Raw genomic sequence first — 20,700 nt, 5'->3', positions numbered from 1 at the left:
ATTGGAACGAGTGAGGTGGCGAGGCAGGGCCTTGGGGCTCAGCTGTGGGTGCGGACGACCATCTTGCCGGTGTTCTCACCGCGCATGAGGCCGAGGAAGGCGTCGACGGCGTGGTCGATCCCATCGACGACGGTCTCGTCGAAGACGACCTCGCCCGAGGCAAGCCAGCCCGCCATGTCGGCGGAGAACTCGGCGAAGTGCTGCACGTAGTTGCCCACAATGAAGCCCTTGAGCGTGAGCCCGCGGCCGATGATGTTCGCCATGTTGCGGGGGCCTGCGGCTGCCTCGGTGTTGTTGTAGATGGAGATCGCGCCGCAGAGGGCGGCACGCCCGCCGTCGTTCAAGGTGGCGAGAGCGGCCTCGAGGTGCTCTCCGCCAACGTTGTCGAAGTAGACATCGATGCCGTCGGGGGCCGCGGCGGCGAGCTGGCCGGCAATGTCGCCGTCCCGGTAGTTGAATGCGGCGTCGAAGCCGTACTTCTCGGTGAGCAGGGCGACCTTTTCGGGCGAACCTGCAGAGCCGATGACACGCTTCGCGCCCTTCAGGCGAGCGATCTGGCCCACCATGCTGCCCACCGCCCCGGCGGCGCCGGAGACGAAGACGGTGTCGCCCTTCTTGAATGCGGCGACATCGAGCAGGCCGACATAGGCCGTGAGGGCGGTCATACCGAGCACGCCGAGGTAGGCGGAAAGCGGCACGCCGGGAACCTCGGGGACAACGCGGAAGCCGGCGGCATCCTCCTGCACCAGGTCGCGCCAACCGAACTGGTGCACGACGACGTCGCCGACCTTGATCGCGTCCGAAGCGGATGCGACCACGCGGCCAACGGCGCCGCCGGTCATGGTCTCGCCCAGCGAGTACGGCGGGGCGTAGGACTTGACGTCGTTCATCCGGCCGCGCATGTACGGGTCGACGGAGATGAACTCGTTGGCGACGCGAACCTCGCCGGCGGCCAGGTCGGACAGGTCGATGCGAACGTTACTGAAGTCGCCATCCGCCGGCCAGCCGGTGGGGCGGGCTGCGAGCTGGATCTGGGTGCTGGTGCTGGACGCGGCCATTGATGGCTCCTCTGTTATTTCGTAACGGATGGTCTAATATATATTGTGTACCGACCGATACACAAAACCACTCACAGCAAAAGCGGAGGAAACACCATGGGACGGCTGCAGAGTTTCGAGCGCACGACCGTCGTGCAAGCCGCCAGGGACCTGTTCTGGGACAAGGGCTTCGAGGCAGCCTCCCTCGCCGACCTCGAAGCCGTGACCGGACTCAAACGGTCCAGCCTGTATCACGCCTTCGGCAGCAAACGCGGCCTCTTCAACGCCGCTGTCGAGGATTACCAGGACACTGTGATCCGGCCACGTCTGAGCATCCTGACCGAAGGCGGGGGCGGCCGTTCCTCGCTGATCGCTTACTTCGAGGAACTCCGATCGGTGGTGTCCGCGCTGCCGGAGGACTCCCCTCGCCGCGGTTGCCTGCTCGTGAACTGCGCCGCCGGCCTGGCCGGCCATGACGACCTGGCCCGCCAGATTGTCGAGGGTTACCGCTCAGAGCTGACAAACGCCCTGCGGGACGCCCTCGGGGCCGCCGGGTCCACTCCGGGGCACCCCGCGTCGGAACGCGCCCCCGAGCGCGCCAGAACGCTGGCGTCGCTCGCAATGAGCGCCATGCTTCTCGCCAGGGTCAACGCGATCGAATCGGTGGCGTTGCTCACGACGGCGCTCGACCAGATCCAGTCGTGGTTCCCCCAGTACCCCGCACCGACCGGCTGACTCCCGGCACACTGGGTTCAGAGGCCGACGCCCGGGGAACGCCGATCAGGCGACGGTTACGCCGATCGAACCGAGTTCACAAGCACACCGATACCGGGAATCTCGATCTGCACGGCATCATTGGCTTCGATCGTTCCCGAACTTCCCGGAACACCGGTGAGGATCACGTCTCCGGGCAGGAGCGTGAAAATGCTCGAGGCGAAGGACACAATCTCGGCGACGCTGTGCTCCATGACGGCCGCTGAGCTGTTCTGGAATTGGCCGTCGTTGATGCGACCGTGGATGACGGCGGTGGCGGGGTCGTACGCCGTGTCGATGATCGGGCCCAGCGGGCTGAAGGAATCGAAGGCCGACGCGGTCGCGGCCTGGTCGGGCAACTGCTCGAGATCACGGGCGGTCACATCGGCGGCGACGGTATAACCAAAAATGACACCGGGGGCATCCGCTATCGAAACGTTCTTGGCGAACGTGCCGATGATGATGCCAAGCGCCCCGGTGACCGTGACGTCATTGGACTGGGCGGGGATCACGATGGGATCGCCCGGCCCCACAACGGCGGTGTTGGGCTTGAGGGCGAAGGAGGGCCGAGCGCCCTCGTGCCCCGACCCCTCACGCAGCACGACGACCTTCGAACGCGGGATAACCGGCGCGAGCAGCTTCACGTCGACGAGCTCGACCCGGTCACCCGTGGTGTCGTAACCGGCGAACATCGGGTCGCCGGTGAGTACCACCAGTTCGTCGTCGTCAACGATGCCGAAGGCAATCGTTCCTTCGTGGCTGAAACGCGCAATCTTCATGAAGTCCGTTCTGGGCGAGACGCTAGGCGTCGAGCCGGGTGAGCCAGCCGTGCCGGTCGGGCATGCGGCCGTACTGGATGTCGGTGAGCTCCTGGCGAAGAGCCATCGTGATCTCTCCCGCCGGGGCATCGGGATCTCCAATGCTAACGCCGGCACCCTTGAGCTGGCTGATCGGGGTGACCACGGCAGCGGTTCCGCAGGCGAAAACCTCCGTGATGTCGCCGGATTCGATGCCGAGTCGCCACTCCTCGAGAGTCACCTCGCGTTCCTCCACGGTCATGCCGCGGTCGCGGGCGAGCTGCATGATGCTGTCGCGGGTGACGCCCTCGAGGATCGATCCGGTGAGCCGGGGCGTCACGAGGGTGTCACTGCCGTGCACGAAGAACACGTTCATTCCACCGAGCTCATCGATGCGGGTTCCGGTCTCGCTGTCCAGGAAGAGTACCTGCGCGCAACCATTCTCGTGCGCCTCCATCTGGGGAAGCAGCGACGACGCGTAGTTGCCGCCGCACTTGGCGGCACCGGTGCCACCGCGTCCGGCACGCGAGTACTCGGTGGCCAACCAGATCTTCACCGGGGCGACACCGCCGTGGAAGTACGCGCCCGCCGGGCTCGCGATCACGTAGTAGCCCACGTTGTGCGCCGCGCGCACGCCGAGGAACGTCTCATTGGCGATCATAAACGGTCGCAGGTACAGGCTCGTTTCGGGAGCGGATGGCACCCAGTCACCGTCGACCGCGACGAGCTGCTTGATCGATTCGATGAAGTTCTCGACGGACAGCTGCGGCAGGGCGAGACGGCGAGCGGAACGCCGCATCCGTTCGGCGTTCTTCTCCGGACGGAACGTCCAGATCGACCCATCGGCGTGCCGATAGGCCTTGAGGCCTTCGAAGATCTCCTGCGCGTAGTGCAGCACGGACGACGCCGGGTCAAGCATCAGCGGACCGTACGCGGTGACGCGGGCGTCATGCCAGCCTCCGTCAATGTTCCAGTCGATGGTCACCATGTGGTCGGTGAAATGCTGGCCGAAGCCGGGGTCGGCGAGGATACTCTCCCGTTCAGCCTGGACGCGCTTGCTCGTCGACGGCACGAGCGAAAACTGAAGCGGGTGGCTCGGTGCGGTGGCGCCGGGCGTGGTGGACGCTGTGTCTGTCATGCGAGTCCTTCGTGAGTCAGGAGGGCCACAATGGCATCGCCAACGCTGGCGGTGCTGCGCGACCCGGGGGCGGTGGCTTCGGTGCGGGCGACGAGATCGGCCGTGACGGCCGCGTTCACCCTGGCCGCGGCATCCGTGAGACCAAAGTGATCGAGCATGATCGCGACCGAGAGGATGGCCGCGGTCGGGTCGGCGAGCTGCTTGCCCGCAATATCCGGTGCCGATCCGTGTACCGGTTCGAACATGCTCGGAAAGCGACCTTCCGGATTGATGTTTCCGGAGGCGGCGAGACCGATGCCACCGCTGATGGCGGCTGCAAGGTCGGTGAGGATGTCGCCGAACAGGTTGTCGGTGACGATGACATCAAATCTACTCGGGTTTGAGACCAGAAAAATCGTGGCCGCGTCGACGTGCAGGTAGTCCACCGTGACCTCGGGGAATTCGGCGGCGAGCGCGTTGACGGTGCGCTGCCACAGGCTGCCGGCGAAGACAAGCACGTTCGTCTTGTGCACGAGGGTGAGCTTCTGGCGCGGGCGACCCGCCGCGACACCGAAGGCGTAACGCACGACACGCTCCACACCGAAGGCAGTGTTGACCGACACCTCATTGGCGATCTCGTTCGGGGTACCCTGGCGGATGGTGCCGCCGTTGCCCACATAGGGGCCCTCGGTTCCCTCGCGAATGACGACGAAGTCCACGTTGCCGGGCGCGGCGAGCGGGCTCGGCACCCCGGGGAAGAGAACCGTCGGGCGCAGGTTCACGTAGTGGTCCAGCGAGAAACGCAGTGTCAGCAGCAGGCCGCGCTCGATGTTGGCGTTGGCGAGCCGGGGGTCTCCCGGCACTCCGCCGACGGCTCCGAGCAGAACGGCGTCGTGCGCTGCGATGGCGGCGAGGTCATCGGGCGTGAGCACATCCCCGGTCTCCAGGAACCGTGCGGCGCCGAGCGAGAACGGCGTCTTGTCGAATTCCACGGGTTCTGCGGCCGTGACGGCATCGAGAACCTTGACGGCTTCGGCGATGACCTCCGGGCCAATTCCGTCTCCGGGAATAACGGCGAGCTTGATTCTGCGAGACATGCGACTCCGAGCGTCTGAAAAAAACCTGTAGTCAAACCCTACTGCGCACAAAGTTGCGGTTAGGCTCAAGAAACCACACCACCCTATCGAATTGAGGAATCATGAGTGTTGGCCTGGGTATTTTCCTCTTTGTCGTGGGCGCCGTCCTTGTTTGGGCGCTCAACGTCAGTGTCACCTGGATCGATCTCGATCTCGTCGGCTACATCCTGATGAGCGCAGGCGCACTCATTTTCGTCATCGGACTCGTGTTCATGTTCCGCCGCCGCAAGAGCATCAGCACCGTGCGCACGATTGCGGATCCCGAGAGCAGCCAGCAAGTCACGCGTAAAGACACCTCTATCGACGACAGGTAACGCTGCGGCTGCGCCCCCGGTGGGCGTAACCTCGGACATTGTCGCGACACGCCGCGCCTCGGGCCACGCAGCACGGCGTGTGGGCGAATTGTCCGAGGATAGGGGCCCGACGTCGAGCTAGCGCGCTCGGCGCAGGGCCGTTGCCGCGACGACAACGGCCGCGATCACGAGCGCAACGCCGATCCAGGCGCTCAGCCCCACGCCACTGTCGAAGGCGTGGCGTGCCGAATCGAGCAGCTCGGCTGCCGTCTCGGCGGGCAGGTCCGATGCGACCGAAACCGCTCCACCGAGGGTCTCCCCCGCCGCGTGCTGCTGCGCGGCGGTCAGCGTGTCGGGCAGCTGCACCGCCTGGCGGTAGGAGGCCGTGAGGATCGTGCCGAGAATCGCCGTTCCCAGCACCGCTCCGAGCTCGTAGGCGGTCTCGGAGACGGCGGATGCCGCGCCCGCCTTCTCCGCCGGCGCACTGGCCACAATCAGTTCATTGGACACGGTCTCCGCCGCTCCAATGCCCACCCCCAGCAGAACGAACGCGATCCCGATTCCCACGGAGTCAATCGTTGCGCCGCTCAGGGCGATCAGGGCGAACCCGCTCGCCGACACGAGCAAGGCCAGGGGAACGACGCGGGACGGCCGTACGCGCCGCGCAATCGGCACCACGAGCAGCCCCGCGATGATCATGGCCGCGAGCCCGGGCACGAGCACAAGGCCGGCACTGAGCGGCGAGAGACCCAGCACGAGCTGCAGGTGCTGGGAGATGAAGAACAGGCACCCAACGAGGGCCGTCACGCTGAGCAGGTTCACCACGACGGCGCCGCTGAACGCCCCGGCACGGAAGAGACTCATGTCGAGCATGGGGACCGGGAGCCGCAGTTGACGGCGCACGAACAGCACCCCGAGAACGAGACCGATCACGACCGGCAAGACGGAGGGCACCGTTACACCGTGCTGCGCAATGGCCTTGATGCCGTAGACGGTGGGCAGCATGGTCGCGAGACTCAACCCGATGCTTGGCACGTCAATCCGGCCCGGATGCGGGTCACGAGACTCCGGAACCAACACCGGAGCGAGCACCAGCAACGGAACGAGCAATGGAACGGCCAGCAGGAACACCGAGCCCCATGCAAAGTGCTCGAGGAGGATCCCACCCACGACGGGTCCGAGCGCACTGCCGGCGGCAAACCCGGTCGCCCAGATGGCAATGGCGAGGCGCCGCTGGTCCCGGTCGGTGAAGGTGGAGCGCAGCAGCGACAGGGTGGAGGGCATCAGCATGGCCCCGAAGAAACCCAGCACCGCTCGCGCCACGATCAGCCACTCGATCGTGGGCGAGAACGCGGCGCCGATCGAAACGAGGCCGAACCCGGTGGCGCCAATCAGCAGGAGCCGACGGCGCCCCACCCGGTCCCCCAGACTTCCCATGGCCACGAGGAGTCCGGCCAGGACCAGCGGGTAGATGTCGATCATCCACAGGAGTTGCGTTCCGCTGGGCCGGGTCGCCGTGGAGATGGCCGGCAGGGCGAAGTTGAGCACGGTGTTGTCGATCGAGATGAGCAGCACCGGGAGCATCAGAACCACGAGCGCCCACCATCGGCGCGCCGACCCGGAAGCAGATGCCGTGGGCGACGCCGTACGCACGGCGACCTGTCCGCGGGGGGTGGGGTCGAAGGCGGCGGATGGCACGATCGGGCTCTTCTCTGTGTGCGGTGACGAGTTCAGGCTGGATTGTTTAACTGTACCGTCTGGACGGTATAGTTGGCTAATGATTCCCCACCCGCCTGACAACCATGATTCGATACCCCCCGCAGCGTCCACCCGAGACCGCCTTCTCGACGCCTTCGAAGAGTTGCTCATCGAAGGCGGAGAACGTTCGGCCACGCTCGGCGCGGTGGCCGCGGCCGCCGCGGTCTCCAAGGGCGGTCTGCTCTACCATTTCGCGTCCAAAGACGCACTCGTCGAGGCGCAGCTCGCACGACTGATCGAGGGCGCGGCGACCGACACCGAAAACATCCGCACCGCGCCGGCGGGCCCCGTTGACTACCTCATTCGCAGCTCAGTCAATATGGGGAGCCCCCTCGACCGGTCCTTCATCGCCACGACGCGCCTGGCCCAGGGCCGCCACGAGCAGGCCATTGCCGTGCTCGAACAGATTCGCAGAGGCTGGCTCAACGTCATCGAGGACGCCGTGGGAGACCACGACACCGCCGTGGCGATCATGCTCGTCAGCGACGGGCTCTATGGCAATTCGTCGCTGGCCGGAATGCCCTCTGCTCCCGCCATCACGGCGGAAGCAGAGAGCCTGAACCGTCTCATCACCGTGCTGGCACGGCTCTATACACGCGACTAACCGTCGCCACGCACTTGTGGTGGCCGGGCTTCACCCCGGCCACCACCCGTGAGCGCTACTCCGTGAGGGCGATCTCCACCATGATCTCGGCTGAGATCGCTTCGCGAACGGATGCGAGGAGGCCAGCCGGAACCTCGGTGTCGACGGTGAGCACGCTCAGCGCGTTGCCCGTGGCTTCGTCCCTGGCGATCTGCATGCCGGCGATGTTGATCTGCGCGTCGCCGAACTCGCGGCCGTACACGGCCACGATTCCCGGGCGGTCCGTGTACAGCATCACGATGAGGTTCTTCGCGAACGGAACCTCAATGTCGTAGCCGTTGATCTCCACGAGCTTCTCGATCTGCTTGGTACCCGTCAGGGTTCCAGAGACGGAGACCTGTGAACCGTCGGCCAGGGCGCCGCGCAGGGTGATCACGTTGCGGTAATCGGGCGATTCCGGGTCGGTGATCATGCGCACGGTGACGCCGCGCTGCTCCGCCAGATGCGGTGCATTCACGTAGGACACGGTTTCGCTCACGACGTTCGTGAAGATGCCCTTGAGCGCGGCGAGCTTGAGAACGCTCACGTCGTACTCAACCAGTTCTCCGCGAACCTCGATGTCGACGCTCGTGAGCGGGCTGTGCGCGGCCAGGCCGGAGAAGACCTGTCCGAGCTTCTCGACGAGCGGGATGCCGGGGCGCACGTAGGAGTCAATGACTCCGCCGGCCACGTTGACGGCATCCGGAACGAGCTCGCCCGACAGGGCCAGGCGCACGGACTTGGCGACGGAGACGCCGGCCTTCTCCTGGGCCTCATCGGTCGACGCCCCGAGGTGCGGCGTCGTGATGATGTTTTCGAGGCCGAGCAGACGGGAATCCGTGGGCGGCTCGCTCACGAAGACGTCGAGTCCGGCGCCGGCAATGGTGCCTGCGGTCAGTGCGTCGAAGAGGGCGTCCTCATCGATCAGTCCACCGCGGGCAACGTTGATCACGAAGGCGCTCGGCTTCATGAGCTTCAGCTGCTCCACACCGATCATGCCGGTGGTCTCCGGGGTCTTCGGCATGTGGATCGTCACGAAGTCCGAACGTTCCAGCAGTTCCTCAAGCGTGACCGGGGTCACACCGAGCTGCTGGGCGCGCGCCGACGTGATGTAGGGGTCGTAGGCGATGACATTGGTGCCGAAGGCCTGCATACGAGCGGTGATCAGGGCACCGATACGGCCCAGCCCGATAATGCCGATGGTCTTTTCGTAGAGTTCGACGCCGGTGTACTTGGAGCGCTTCCACTGGCCGTCGGCCAGGGCGCCGCTCGCGGCGGGGATGTGGCGCGCGAGGCTCAGGATGTGGCCAACGGTCAGCTCGGCAGCCGAGATGATATTGGAGGTGGGCGCGTTGACGACCATCACGCCGGCCGCAGTGGCCGCCTTGATGTCGACGTTGTCGAGGCCAACGCCGGCACGGGCGATGACCTTCAAGAGGGGCGCGGCCTTGATTGCTTCGGCATCCATTTTCGTGGCGGAGCGAAGCAGAACGGCGTGCGCGGTGGCCAACTCGGCGAAGAGCGCGGAGCGATCCGTGCCGTCGACCTGGTGGATGTCAAAGTCTGGCCCGAGGGCGTCGACGGTGGCGGGGGACAGTTCTTCGGCGATCAAGACTACGGGCTTCGACACTAAATCGGTTCCTTAGATTGCTTAGAGTACGTAAATAATGGGCGGCGCGACCAAGGGCGCCAAGCACATCAAGCCTACTGGCTGCAGAATAGGCCTATGAGCACCATGACGTTTCTTGACCTGCAGCTCACACTGCGCATCGCGCTAGCCGTGCTCTTCATCGGCGCGGGCATCGCCCACTTCCTGCCATCGGTGCAGCGCACCATGTCGGCAATGATCCCCCCACGGATACGCCGGGCGGGACTGGCAAGTCCGATCAACCTCGTGATCTTCACCGGCGTGTGTGAGATTCTCGGCGGGCTCGGGCTGCTCTTTCCCCCGACCGCGTTCGCCGCCGGCCTCGCCCTCGTGGTCTTCCTCGCCGCGGTGTTTCCGGCCAACGCCTACGCGGCCGGACACCGCAAACGATTCGGTCGCATCGCCATTCCCCTGGTCCCCCGGCTGGTCGCCCAGCTCGTTCTCATGGCCCTGATCGTGCTCGCCGTCGTCTGATCCGACGAATCGATGCGCCTCTCGTTAGACGATGAGGCGACCGACACCGAACAGTACGAAGAGGTCGAGGGCGAGGGCGGCCACGACGGCCAGTCCCGCCAGGTACAGCAGCGCTTGAATGACGGCGGTTCGCCGGCGGCCGATCCAGAAGGCCAGCGCGAAGACCACCACGGGCATGGCGATGCCCCACACGAGCACCAGCCAGCCGAAGCCACTCAGGGTCGTGTCGAGGCTCTGGGCGGCGAGGCTGACACCCACAATGTTGCCGATCGCCTCCCACACGTCGTAGGCGTAGACCAGCCCGAAGATGATGGCGAGGCTGAGACCGAGCCAGCGCGGGGTGCGCCGGCGCGTCGGAGCGGATGTCGTTGTCGTCGTGTCCGCACCGGCGCGCGGCCGCTCGCTGTTGTCGGTGCGGTCGCCGGTCTGGTCGGTCATGCGCTCGCTCCAAAGATAAACGGCAGGGGTGCCAGCACGATGACGCCCAGGATGAGCCACACCAGGCGCGCCCGGGGGTGCCCGCTGGTGAGCCAGAAGGCTGCGGCAAACCAGAGCAACGGTGCGGCCACGGACAGCCAGACGCCGAGCGTGAACATGAAGCTGCTCACCGGGTCGCCCGTGAGCGGGTTCTCGATGCGGGAGGCGCCGATGAACCAGCCAACGGTGTACAGCAGGTAGAAACCGGCGAGGATGCCGAGGACAACGAGAACAACCGACCCCGCGGCATCCGCCTGCTCGGGCGTCTGCGTCTTACCCGCGCGGGTCGGCGCCGCCGTCGCCGGCTCGGCGCCGCGCGGAACGGTCCACCCGTCGGGCAGTGCGCCGGTCCCTTGCTCGAGCGTGGGGTCGTTCTCGCCGCCCCAGCTCAGTGCGTCATTGTCCCGATTCGCATTCATGCCTCCAGAATATCCCTCCACGGGTTTGGCGCAGGGCGCTATCGGCCGAAGACGGGTTCCAGCGCGGTCACGAGCTGCTGCACACCGAGCACGATGAAGAGCAGGGCGCACACGACGAGCGCAATATTCGTCGGCAGCGTGTTCTTCCACTCCGCCGGGATGCGTTTGCCGTTGAGCTGGCCGAGCAGGGTGATGGCGAGACCGGCCAGTCCCATGATGACCGCCCAGACGGGAAGCGGCACCACGGGAAAGAGAGCCACGAGCGGAAGCGCGGCACTCGACATGGCCGTGGCGCCATAGACGAAGCCCCAGAGCATAATGTACGGACCGAAGTACCAGGTCCTCCATTTTCCGAGGGAGCGCCAGCCCTCGAAGATGGTCTTGCCGGTGGCGAGCGTGAAGCGGCCGGCGCCCTCAACGAGAACGATCTTCAGGATGACGCCGAGCGCCACCGCCCACAACAGCGCGTACCCGTACTGCGAACCCGCCACGAGGGTGGCCACCATGTCGGCGGCTCCCACGCCCGTCGGCGAGGGCCGGATCGGCGACGGCGAGGCCAACGCCGGAGTTACCAGAGGAGCTCATGTGTTGGGGTCCTGAGGTCATTGTGAGGTGCTGCGCCGGCTCTGGCACACCCGCTCCACCCTACGTGCCTGTGCTGCGTACTCCTGCAAGCGGCGGGTCAGTTGCCGAATTCGACCCGCACACTCGTGTTGTCGGGCAGAACCACCACGGTTCCGTCGTTCAGGGTCCAGCCATCGTGCAGAAAGAAGTATCGGCCGCCGCTCACGACGAGCAGCCTAAGTCCGGAGTAGCGGTACAACGGGGCATCCGCCGTGCCCACGTTGGTCTCCGTCACCGTGGGCACGTCGATCGACAATCGGCCCTCGCTGTAGACGCTGGCGTGCGGCAGGGTCGGCACCGAGCGCTCATAGTTGGCGGCCAGGCCACGCCCCACGATCTGCGCGAAATCGGTCGTGCCCCAGAAGAGCAGCATGGTGATCAGGGCGATCACGAGGGTCGTGTCCACGACGCGCTGCTGCTCCCCCGTGAGCACGCCGAGCGCGTGGCGGCGCAGGCGCACGGCCGCTGCGACAATCCACACGAGTGAGGCCAGCACGTAGGGACCGACGATGCGGGTGTTACCCGGAAGCGTGACGAGCGCCACCGCAAGGACCGCTGCTCCCAGACCACCGGCCGTGATCACGAATAGTGCTCCCCGGGCGATGGCGGCGCTCCCGCGCCCGTCATGCGCCCGTCGGTGCAGGGCCCGTTCGAGTGACACCGACACCATGGCCACCACCAGCAGTCCAATGAGCGGCAGGAAGAGTGAGGTGACGCTGCGCAAAATGTAGTCTTGGCCCGTGTAACCGAACAGACTCACATCGAGTCCCATCATCCGGGCCTGTGCGTCGGCGCGTGCCCACCCGAAATAGAACAGCAGGGCCGTGATGAGGGTGACGGGTGGCCCAACGGCCAACACGACAGCCATGGCGCGAGCGATCGGCGACCGCACGCTCGGCGACGTTCCGGTCGGAACGGGCGACGTCGGCGGCGGCGCCGGAGTGCCGGGGTGAGGGTCGCTCGGGCCTGGACTGTTCGTGCCGAACCGGCCGGGGTCGTTTGCGGGCGGCCGCCCCGGCATCACCCTGGCGGGTGCGCGCCTCAAGCGCATCACCCCGCCTACCCCCAGCCCGCCGAGCTTGTACTCGTACCCACGGGCGCGTCCGAGCTCGGGTCCGGGTTCGTGCTGGACGGTGGGTCCGTGTTCATGTTCGTATCCGAGGGCTGGTCTGGGTTGGAGGGCGCGTCCGGGCTGGTTCCGGAGGAGGAGCAAGGCCCGTCAACGGCCAGACCGGAGTCGCTCGTGTACTGAAGTGTCGCCGAACCGGGAAACCGGCCCGCGGCATCGCCGACCGTCACGGACACGGTGCCGGGAGCATCCGCTGGCGGGGCCACGAAGAACACCGTGTTCTCGGCCTGCTGCTCGGCCGGAACACTTCGAGCCCCCACGGTGACTGTGGTCACCGAAACGAGACGGCCGAGCAGGCGGATGCTGGCGCCGCCGCTCGTGCAGACAGGGCCAGTGTCGGTCTGGGTGCCGCCGAGGGTGGACAACCCGGTCAGTTCGAGCGCGCAGGCGAGTGTCTGCGGCGATGCGGGGTTGATCCGGGTGCCCGGGTGCGTTGTCCGGAACGCGACGAGCGCGGTGAGTGTGTCGTAGGTGGCGCGTTCGAGGCAGTCAGACGGTCCGGGGCGCGACACGGCCGCGAGCTGCTCCGCCCCCACTTGCCAGTCCCCCGCATCCTGGCTCACGACGGCGGCGCACAGGGTGAACGCGGCCGTCCACAGCTGCGAGGTGTCCGGATTGAGGTCGGCCAGCCCCGGACAATCCTTGTTCTGCAACCGCGAATACCACATGTCGGGAGCGGGATCCGCTGGTCCTGCGGGGCCGATGGGCAGCCAGCTCGGTGGCGCCGCCACATCCGCTCCCGGATCGTCGGGGCTGATCGGGCCGGGGAGCTGTTCGGCGCTGTCGGCACCCGGATCAGCAGACGAGGAACCGGTGGTGCTGCCTGCGGGAGCGCCTGCGGGACTTCCGGCGCAGGCCGCGAGCAGTGCCGCACCCGCCGCCACCGTCAGGAGGCATGCCCGGCGACCGAAATTGGTGCTCATCGCGCCAGTGAACACCCGGCCCCGTTACTGCGGCGTTATCGCGCCGGTCGCGCGGACTGCGTAGACGTGCCGTTGGACGCAATCGAACGGGACACGCCAAAGACCCAGCCGAGAATCCCCAGCAGGCACACGCGCTCGGCGAGCCCGAGCAGATCAGGAAGCACGGCGATGGTCAGCGCCAGGAATACGATGCCGGCCACACCCACGCCGGTGAAGACAAGCGCGACGAGGCGTGCCCGCGGCAACACCGGGCTGGTCGACAGCCACACGGTCAAGACGCAGATTCCGACCAGTACCGCCACGAAACCAACGGTGGCCACAGCGAGGTGAACGGCGCCGACGGACGTCTCCGTCGTGAGTCCCGGGGCACCCGCCTCATGAACGTCCGTGGGGAAGAAGGCGAGAATACCGGAGCAGACACCGCCCAGAACGAAGAGCCAGAGCCCGATCCGGCGCAGAACTCCACGCTCGCCGAGGGTCGCAAGCGCCGTCGCGGCGGCGAGGCAGGTGATCATGCGTCCCACAAAGTTCAGGTTCATGATCCAGCCGTACGGGCCGACCGCGAGATTGCTCTCTGCCTCGCTGATCGGGCTGTAGTGTGGCGGAAGAAACTGCAGCACGACGTCGACGAGCACGTAGACGACGACACCTACCATTGCGATGCGCGCGGCGGTTCGGCCCGTCGAACGCACGCCGCGCTGTTCGGCGGTTCCAGAACCCGGGTCTGTCACGGTCATGCCGCTCCTGTGGCTCACAAAAAGAGTGGGACCGGTCGTGTTCGACCGATCCCACTCTGTCACGCTCTGACGACAAGAACTACGGGCGAGCGTTTCAGTCGGAGAAAGCTACGGTCCGCGCCGTACCGTCGTAGCCGCCGGCGGGAGCCCTGAGCCCGAATAGCGCCCCCACCGTGGGTGCGACATCCAGTGTGCGGGCAGGCTCGGAGGAGACCCCGGTAGCCACCCGCGGACTGCCGCCGGCCACGAAGAACGGAATGGGCTCGGTGGCCGGGTGGCCGTGGTTGCCCGGAATGGGATTGGACGCCACGTACGGATCGGAGAAACGCCACCCGGCCCGGCAATACGCCACCAGGTCACCCGCTTCCCCGCCCAGCCGCAGCTCGGCCGGTTTCGCGATCGACAGCACACCCGGGTGCGCCGCCACAAGCGCGCGAACCTCGGCCAGTCCGGCATCACGGGCCGCGGACTGCCCGCTCCAGTAGAGCAGGTCTGCCCCGCCGTTCTGGGCGATCTCAACGTGCGCGCGCAGGTCAGGCCGCGCGGAGAGGATCTGATCCACGGAAATGACGTTCGAGGGGATGGACCAGTCCATCGAATGGTCGGCGAGCACGATGAGCACGCTGCTCTCCCATGTGCCGGCGGCGACGAGATGGTCCACGAAACGACCGACCTGGTTGTCGGTGGCCTTCAACGCCGCGGTCCGGGCGGCCTGCACCGTGGTGCCGGTGACATCGACGTGTCCCACCCTGTCGACGTCGCCGAGGTTCGCGAACACGAAATCGGGATCCACTCCGTCGACCATCGCGATCAGCACATCCATAGTGGCAGGGTCGGGCGCGTGTTCCGTGAGGGGAACGAGTGGGGACGGTTCCCAGCGATAGGTCGCGCGCTCGCCGAAAATGCCGAAGAGATATCTCTTGCTCAGCACCGATCCCGTCGTGAGGCCCTGCTCCCTGAGCCGGTCGAGCAGCGTCGGGAAGCGCAGGTCGGTCGGTCGGTCCAGGTCCCGCACGACGGCCGCCGCTCGGTCGTAGATCGAATTGGCCGGCACACCGGAGCGATCCGGTCGAACCCCGGTCATCATCATTACGTGGTTGGGAATCGTCTCCATGATCGGCAGCGAGCGGGCTCCGGGGAAGTTTGTGCCGCCGGCGCGCAGGGCCGCCAGCCGGGGGGTCAGGCCCGCCGTGATCTCATCGGGTCGGCACCCGTCCACGACGAGCACGTAAACCCGTGTGCCTGTCGGCAGCGCTGACGTGACGGCCGGTCGTGCGGAAGCTGGGAGGGCGTTTCCGGCGGCGACGGAGAGCACGACGGAGGCGCCGCCGGCCGCGAACAGCGTCAGAAACTGGCGGCGGTCGGAGACCGGGAATCCGGCATCCCCGCCACCCGAAGCGGCGTTCACAGGATCCGACTCACGGACTGGGTTCCCGCGGCAACCTGCCACGACGCGGACAGCGCGCTCGTCGCCGCACGGCTGGTGCGTTCAGAGAGCACGTACCAGTCCATTCGCAGGGCACCCGGTGTGACCTCGAGCACCGAGAATCCGTGCGAGTCGAAGTCCAGATGCTTCACGTGTGGGTTCGCCCCCTTGAAGGCCTCCTCCACAGCGACCGATGCGGTGCGGGGCTGCGTCCCCAGGATGTCGTCCAGATTGTCACTGGTCACGGATGTGCAGACCAGCTCCGCGGCCACGGAGGCGCCATTGGACGGGTAGGTCAGGGGATCAGCCGGAACGTCGCACGCCCAACCGGAGTGGATGTCCCCCGTGAGGAAGACCGTATCCGTGATCGCGTTGTCCCGCAGGTGGCTGATAACTCTGCTCCGGTCTGCGCTATAGCCGTCCCACTGGTCGACGTTGTAGGGGACGCCGTCGATCGTGGTCGATCCGAGCAGTTGCCCGACCGCGCCGATTTCCTGCGCACTGAGCGTGGAGGGGAATCGCACGGGCGTAATCATGACCGGGTTGCCGATCAGTTTCCACTGTGTCTTCTGCGAGGAGAAGCCGTCGAGCAGCCAGGCCATCTGCGCGTCACCCGTCAGGGTACGCGCCGGGCTGGCGATCGCTGGGTCGACGACGCTCGACGCCTGCTGGCTGCGGTAGGTGCGCAGGTCCAGCATGGAGATGCTGGCCAGGGAGCCGTACTCGAAGCGACGGTAGATATGCCCGGCCGGTTCGAACCGCACCGGCATCCATTCCGCATACGCCTGCTGGGACCACGCTCGGCGGGCCGACCAGGTGCCTTCGGCACCCTCCGTGTGGTTCTCCGCTCCGCCCGACCACGCATCGTTGGCGAATTCGTGATCGTCCCAGGTCACCACGAACGGCACCGCCGAGTGCAGTGCCTGCAGATCGAGGTCAGTCTTGTATTGGGCGTGGCGGCGTCGGTAGTGCGAGAGCGTGGTCATCTCGACGGCCGGATCATGCGGTCGCACGACGATGTCCCTGGCCTGATACTCGCCGGGGGCGTACTCGTACAGGTAGTCGCCGAGGTGCAGCACGACGTCCAGGTCGCCGCGGTCCGCGAGATAGCGGTACGCCGAGAAATACCCGGCCTGCCAGTTGGCGCAGGACACCACACCCATGCGCAGCCGATCCACCGCGGCTCCGGCGGCCGGTGCGGTGCGCGTGCGTCCCGTTGGCGACGTCGCGCCGGCCGCTATGAAGCGGTACCAGTATGCGGTGCCGGGTCGCAGCCCGCCCGGCACGACCTTGACCGTGTGGTCGCGCGCGGAGCCGGTCCGGACGGATCCACGGGCCGCCATCCGGAGGAAGCCCGAATCCTCGGCCACCTCCCACCTCACGGTGACGTCGGGGCCGATCCCTGACCCCGGCACGGCTTCAGTCGTTGGGGTGACTCGCGTCCACAGCAGCACGCTGCTCGGCAGCGGGTCCCCCGATGCAACGCCGTGCTGGAAGCCTGGAACGGCGGCACCCGTTGGTGAGGCGGCCTGGGCCGCCTCGCTGCGGCCCGTCGTGGTGGCGACCCCGGCGAAGGCGAGGACGCCAGCGGAGCGCAGCAGATCACGTCGATTAAGAGGACTCATGCCCTCAAGTCTGGGGGCGCCTGTCCGGACGCCTTCGCGCTTTCGGGGTCTGTTCACCCAAAGTTCCCCGAAAGTTCGGCACCCGTGCAGTGCCACGGCTACCGCCGGCGAGCCGGCCAGAAATCCGAGCGACTCGACCGCCAGGCGCGCGCCTGTCAGGGTCAAGGGCGCTCAGGTTCAGGACCATGCCGAACGCGACGACAAGGCCGGCCGAGAACGGCCGACCCTGTCGCTGACGTGCTGAGTGCGCTTGCCAGGCGTCGCTTAGCGCGCGGCTTCGCCGTCTACGTAGTCGTCGTCGTTCGACGCGTTCCACGAGAAGAGCTTGCGCAGGCTGCGGCCGGTGGCCTCGATCGGGTGCTCTTCGCCCTTCTTGCGCAGCGCGAGGAACTCGGGCGCTCCGGCGTCCTGGTCCTTGATGAACCGGTCAGCGAAGGCGCCGTTCTGGATGTCGGCGAGAACGGCCTTCATGTTCTCCTTGACGCTCGGGTCGATGACGCGCGGGCCGGAGACGTAGTCGCCGTACTCGGCGGTGTCGGAGACGCTCCAACGCTGCTTGGCGATGCCGCCCTCCCACATCAGGTCAACAATGAGCTTGAGCTCGTGCAGCACCTCGAAGTAGGCAACCTGCGGCTGGTAGCCGGCCTCGGTGAGAACCTCGAAACCGTACTGGATCAGCTGCGACGCGCCACCGCAGAGAACGGCCTGCTCGCCGAACAGGTCGGTCTCGGTCTCCTCGGTGAAGGTGGTCTTGATGCCGGCGGCACGGAGGCCACCGATCGCCTTGGCGTAGCTGAGCGTGAGCGGCCAGGCCTGGCCCGAGGCATCCTTCTCCACGGCCACGATCACGGGAACGCCGCGGCCGGCTTCGAATTCGCGGCGCACGGTGTGGCCCGGTCCCTTGGGGGCGACCATGACCACGTCGACGCCCTCAGGTGCCTCGATGTAGCCAAAGCGGATGTTGAAACCGTGTCCGAAGACGAGGGCCTTACCCTCGGCCAGGTTCGGCAGCACATCATCGGCGAACAGGTGACGCTGCACCTGGTCGGGCGCGAGGATGACGATGACGTCGGCCCAGGCTGCGGCCTCGTTCGTGGGAAGAACCTTGAAGCCGGCCTCTTCGGCCTTCGCGATCGACTTCGACCCTTCCTTGAGGCCAACGACGACCTCGACACCCGAGTCGCGCAGGTTCTGCGCGTGGGCGTGCCCCTGAGAGCCATAGCCGATGACGGCTACCTTCTTGCCCTGGATGATCGACAGGTCGGCGTCTTTGTCGTAGTAAATCTCAGACAATGTGTTTCTCTCCTTGTGTTGTGGTTTCGTCCCGACTGGCTCAATCGCCGAAAACAATTCGGTGGTCGAGCTTGTCGAGACCTAGTTTTTGAAGACTCGTTCGGTGATCGACTTGGAACCGCGGCCGATCGCGAGCAGTCCCGACTGGGCAAGCTCCCGAATTCCGTAGGGTTCGAGCACTCGAAGCAAAGCCTGGGTCTTGCCGGTGTCGCCGGTGACCTCGATCACGACGGCATCCGTGGAAACATCGACGACGCGGGCGCGGAAAAGCGCGACGGCCTCGAGCACCTGGGAACGGGTGACATTGTCAACACGCACCTTGATGAGCAGATGTTCGCGCTGGACCGACTGGGAAGAGTCGAGTTCCACGATCTTGATCACGTTGATGAGCTTGTTGAGCTGCTTGGTGACCTGCTCAAGCGGCACGCCTTCGACATCCACGGCGATCGTGATGCGGGAGAGGCCCTTGATCTCGCTGTGCCCCACGGCAAGGCTCTCGATGTTGAACCCGCGCCGGGCGAACAGCCCGGCGACACGCGTGAGCAGTCCGGGTTTGTCTTCAACCAGCAGACTGAGAATGTGAGTCGTCATATTATTCGTCTCCCCAGGTCGGTGCGTGCTCTTTGGCGTACTGAACGTAGCTGTTGCTGACGCCCTGTGGCACCATGGGCCAGACCATCGAGTCCCGGCTCACCACGAAGTCAATGACGACGGGGCGATCGTTGGTGGCGAGGGCGAGCTTGATCGCGTCGTCCACCTGGTCGGCGCTCGTGACGCGGATGCCCAGGGCACCATACGCCTCCGCCAGCTTCACGAAGTCGGGCACCATCGCGGTGCCGTGACCCGTATTGAGGTCGGTAAAGGAGTGCCGTCCGTCGTAGAAGAGTGACTGCCACTGGCGCACCATTCCGAGCGAGGAGTTGTTGATGATCGCAACCTTGATCGGGATCTGGTTGATCGTGCAGGTGGCGAGCTCCTGATTTGTCATCTGGAAGCATCCGTCACCGTCAATCGACCAGACAACGCGGTCGGGGTTGGCGACCTTGGCGCCCATCGCGGCCGGTACCGAGTAGCCCATGGTGCCGGCTCCCCCCGAGTTCAGCCAGGAGTTGGGGCGCTCGTACTTGATGTACTGGGCGGCCCACATCTGGTGCTGTCCCACTCCGGCGGCGTAAACGGCCTCCGGGCCGGTCAGCTCCCCGATGCGCTTGATGACGAACTGCGGCGCGAGCAGGCCGTCAGCGGGCTCCGAATAGCCCAGCGGGAATTCCTCCCGCAGGCCGTTGAGGTACGTCCACCATTCGTTTGTGTTGCGCTCGGTTCCCGCCGCTGCCTCCCTGAAGGCAACGGTCAGGTCGGCGATGACGTCCTTGGCATCGCCGACGATGGGCACGTCGGCCGTGCGGATCTTGGAGATCTCCGCCGGGTCAACGTCAACGTGGACGATTTTCGCGTTGGGCGCGAACTCCGAAATCTTGCCCGTCACGCGGTCGTCGAAGCGCGCACCGAGCGAGATGATCAGGTCCGCCTCCTGCAGGGCGAGCACGGCGGGAACGGTCCCGTGCATGCCAGGCATACCGAGGTGCTGCTGGTGCGAGTCGGGGAATGCTCCGCGGGCCATGAGCGTCGTAACCACGGGGGCACCGGTCGTTTCGGCCAGGGCCAGCAGTTCGGCCGAGGCGTGCGCACGGATGACTCCGCCACCCACGTAGAGAACGGGCTTGGTGGCCGCTGCGAGCAGCGCTGCGGCCGCCTGCACCTGCTTGCCGTGGGCCTTGATGATGGGGCGGTATCCGGGAAGATCCAGCTTGGGCGGCCAGATGAACGGCGCCTTGTTCTGCTGGGCATCCTTGGTGATGTCCACGAGCACGGGGCCGGGACGCCCGGTGGATGCGATGTGGTAGGCCGCCGCAATCGCCGCGGGAATCTCCTCCGCAGTGCGAGCAAGGAAGGAATGCTTGGTGATCGGCATCGTGATTCCCACGATGTCGGCCTCCTGGAAGGCATCCGTTCCCATCGACGTGGAGAAGACCTGGCCGGTGATGCAGAGGATCGGCACCGAGTCCATATAGGCGTCGGCGATCGCGGTGACGAGGTTCGTCGCCCCGGGGCCCGAGGTGGCGATGGCGACACCGACACGACCGGTCGACGAGGCGTAACCCTGCGCGGCGTGGCCAGCACCCTGCTCGTGACGCACCAGGATGTGGCGAATCTTGGTCTGGCTCATCAGCTCGTCGTAGAGCGGAATGACCGCGCCGCCGGGAATGCCGAAGACGTCGGTCACGCCGAGGAGTTCGAGCGTGCGAATGATGGCCCCTGAGCCCGTCAGGATCTCCGGCTCAGCCGATGTCAGCGGCGCGGTGGGTACGGGCAGGGGCACGGGAGAGGGTTCCGTGGTCATAAGAGGTCGAG

Annotated in this window: 20 protein-coding genes and 1 pseudogene; 4 read left to right on the top strand and 17 right to left on the bottom strand. The window is 66.3% G+C overall.

Annotation, left to right across the window (positions count from 1 at the left end):
• Positions 1–38: 38 nt before the first annotated feature.
• Positions 39–1,058 (bottom strand): NADP-dependent oxidoreductase, encoded by a 1,020-nt coding sequence (locus EDD25_RS14315; protein WP_134174162.1) that lies wholly within the window; start codon positions 1,056–1,058, stop codon positions 39–41.
• 96 nt (positions 1,059–1,154) lie between these two features.
• Between EDD25_RS14315 and EDD25_RS14310 the strand changes: the two genes are divergently transcribed.
• On the top strand, positions 1,155–1,772 hold the full coding sequence (locus tag EDD25_RS14310; RefSeq protein ID WP_134174160.1) for a TetR/AcrR family transcriptional regulator: 618 nt from the start codon (positions 1,155–1,157) through the stop codon (positions 1,770–1,772).
• A 56-nt stretch (positions 1,773–1,828) separates the two neighbouring features.
• On the opposite strand, the gene EDD25_RS14305 is transcribed toward EDD25_RS14310, so the two are convergent.
• From EDD25_RS14305 to EDD25_RS14295, 3 genes are read right to left on the bottom strand one after another with little or no spacing between them, the layout of a single operon-like run.
• Positions 1,829–2,569, bottom strand: a complete 741-nt coding sequence (locus EDD25_RS14305; protein ID WP_134174158.1) for a fumarylacetoacetate hydrolase family protein — start codon at positions 2,567–2,569, stop codon at positions 1,829–1,831.
• 22 nt (positions 2,570–2,591) lie between these two features.
• Entirely contained in the window at positions 2,592–3,725 is a 1,134-nt protein-coding gene (locus tag EDD25_RS14300; RefSeq protein WP_134174156.1) for a branched-chain amino acid aminotransferase, read from the bottom strand.
• On the bottom strand, positions 3,722–4,801 hold the full coding sequence (locus EDD25_RS14295; RefSeq protein WP_134174154.1) for a 3-isopropylmalate dehydrogenase: 1,080 nt from the start codon (positions 4,799–4,801) through the stop codon (positions 3,722–3,724). Before EDD25_RS14295 ends, EDD25_RS14300 begins: the two co-directional genes overlap by 4 nt.
• 101 nt (positions 4,802–4,902) lie before the next feature.
• On the opposite strand from EDD25_RS14295, the gene EDD25_RS14290 reads away from it, so the two are divergent.
• On the top strand, positions 4,903–5,154 hold the full coding sequence (locus EDD25_RS14290; protein WP_134174152.1) for a DUF6458 family protein: 252 nt from the start codon (positions 4,903–4,905) through the stop codon (positions 5,152–5,154).
• Between the two features lie 117 nt (positions 5,155–5,271).
• Here EDD25_RS14290 and EDD25_RS14285 read toward each other — a convergent pair whose 3' ends face one another.
• On the bottom strand, positions 5,272–6,786 hold the full coding sequence (locus EDD25_RS14285; protein WP_241986434.1) for an MFS transporter: 1,515 nt from the start codon (positions 6,784–6,786) through the stop codon (positions 5,272–5,274).
• Between the two features lie 124 nt (positions 6,787–6,910).
• On the opposite strand from EDD25_RS14285, the gene EDD25_RS14280 reads away from it, so the two are divergent.
• Complete coding sequence (locus tag EDD25_RS14280) at positions 6,911–7,495, top strand: TetR/AcrR family transcriptional regulator (protein ID WP_134174150.1); 585 nt, start codon at positions 6,911–6,913, stop codon at positions 7,493–7,495.
• A 55-nt stretch (positions 7,496–7,550) separates the two neighbouring features.
• Here EDD25_RS14280 and serA read toward each other — a convergent pair whose 3' ends face one another.
• Positions 7,551–9,143, bottom strand: a complete 1,593-nt coding sequence (gene serA, locus EDD25_RS14275; protein ID WP_134174148.1) for a phosphoglycerate dehydrogenase — start codon at positions 9,141–9,143, stop codon at positions 7,551–7,553.
• A 96-nt stretch (positions 9,144–9,239) separates the two neighbouring features.
• Between serA and EDD25_RS14270 the strand changes: the two genes are divergently transcribed.
• Positions 9,240–9,635, top strand: coding sequence for a DoxX family protein (locus EDD25_RS14270; protein WP_134174146.1), 396 nt, complete (start codon positions 9,240–9,242; stop codon positions 9,633–9,635).
• 24 nt (positions 9,636–9,659) lie between these two features.
• On the opposite strand, the gene EDD25_RS14265 is transcribed toward EDD25_RS14270, so the two are convergent.
• The 11 genes and pseudogenes from EDD25_RS14265 to EDD25_RS14215 all read right to left on the bottom strand — a co-directional run bounded on the left by EDD25_RS14265 (position 9,660) and on the right by EDD25_RS14215 (position 20,689).
• Positions 9,660–10,073 carry a hypothetical protein gene (locus EDD25_RS14265; RefSeq protein WP_134174144.1) on the bottom strand — a complete coding sequence of 138 codons (414 nt, stop codon included), beginning with the start codon at positions 10,071–10,073 and terminating at the stop codon, positions 9,660–9,662.
• Positions 10,070–10,531, bottom strand: a complete 462-nt coding sequence (locus tag EDD25_RS14260; RefSeq protein ID WP_134174142.1) for a hypothetical protein — start codon at positions 10,529–10,531, stop codon at positions 10,070–10,072. Before EDD25_RS14260 ends, EDD25_RS14265 begins: the two co-directional genes overlap by 4 nt.
• Before the next feature lie 176 nt (positions 10,532–10,707).
• Positions 10,708–11,037 (bottom strand): annotated as a pseudogene (locus tag EDD25_RS14255) (Nramp family divalent metal transporter); the annotation flags it as partial.
• 176 nt (positions 11,038–11,213) lie between these two features.
• The gene (locus tag EDD25_RS14250) at positions 11,214–12,200 is read right to left on the bottom strand and encodes a hypothetical protein (protein WP_241986418.1); all 987 of its coding nucleotides are present in this window, start codon (positions 12,198–12,200) and stop codon (positions 11,214–11,216) included.
• Between the two features lie 14 nt (positions 12,201–12,214).
• Positions 12,215–13,207, bottom strand: a complete 993-nt coding sequence (locus tag EDD25_RS14245) for a hypothetical protein (protein ID WP_134174140.1) — start codon at positions 13,205–13,207, stop codon at positions 12,215–12,217.
• A 35-nt stretch (positions 13,208–13,242) separates the two neighbouring features.
• A complete protein-coding gene (locus EDD25_RS14240; RefSeq protein WP_134174138.1) occupies positions 13,243–13,944 on the bottom strand; it encodes a DUF998 domain-containing protein in 702 nt (233 codons plus the stop codon).
• Positions 13,945–14,038: 94 nt separating this feature from the next.
• A complete protein-coding gene (locus EDD25_RS14235) occupies positions 14,039–15,352 on the bottom strand; it encodes an alkaline phosphatase family protein (RefSeq protein ID WP_134174136.1) in 1,314 nt (437 codons plus the stop codon).
• Positions 15,349–16,995: an alkaline phosphatase D family protein gene (locus EDD25_RS14230; protein ID WP_134174134.1), complete on the bottom strand. Its 1,647-nt coding sequence runs from the start codon at positions 16,993–16,995 to the stop codon at positions 15,349–15,351. Before EDD25_RS14230 ends, EDD25_RS14235 begins: the two co-directional genes overlap by 4 nt.
• 264 nt (positions 16,996–17,259) lie before the next feature.
• Positions 17,260–18,288: a ketol-acid reductoisomerase gene (ilvC, locus tag EDD25_RS14225; protein ID WP_134174132.1), complete on the bottom strand. Its 1,029-nt coding sequence runs from the start codon at positions 18,286–18,288 to the stop codon at positions 17,260–17,262.
• A gap of 81 nt (positions 18,289–18,369) precedes the next feature.
• Positions 18,370–18,879 (bottom strand): acetolactate synthase small subunit, encoded by a 510-nt coding sequence (ilvN, locus tag EDD25_RS14220; protein ID WP_134174130.1) that lies wholly within the window; start codon positions 18,877–18,879, stop codon positions 18,370–18,372.
• Position 18,880: 1 nt separating this feature from the next.
• On the bottom strand, positions 18,881–20,689 hold the full coding sequence (locus EDD25_RS14215; protein WP_134174128.1) for an acetolactate synthase large subunit: 1,809 nt from the start codon (positions 20,687–20,689) through the stop codon (positions 18,881–18,883).
• Positions 20,690–20,700: the final 11 nt, after the last annotated feature.

It is taken from the genome of Cryobacterium psychrophilum (assembly GCF_004365915.1).
Lineage (GTDB): Bacteria > Actinomycetota > Actinomycetes > Actinomycetales > Microbacteriaceae > Cryobacterium > Cryobacterium psychrophilum.
Note: the sequence above shows the minus strand (reverse complement) of the source record. Positions and strands in the feature narration are given on the sequence as shown.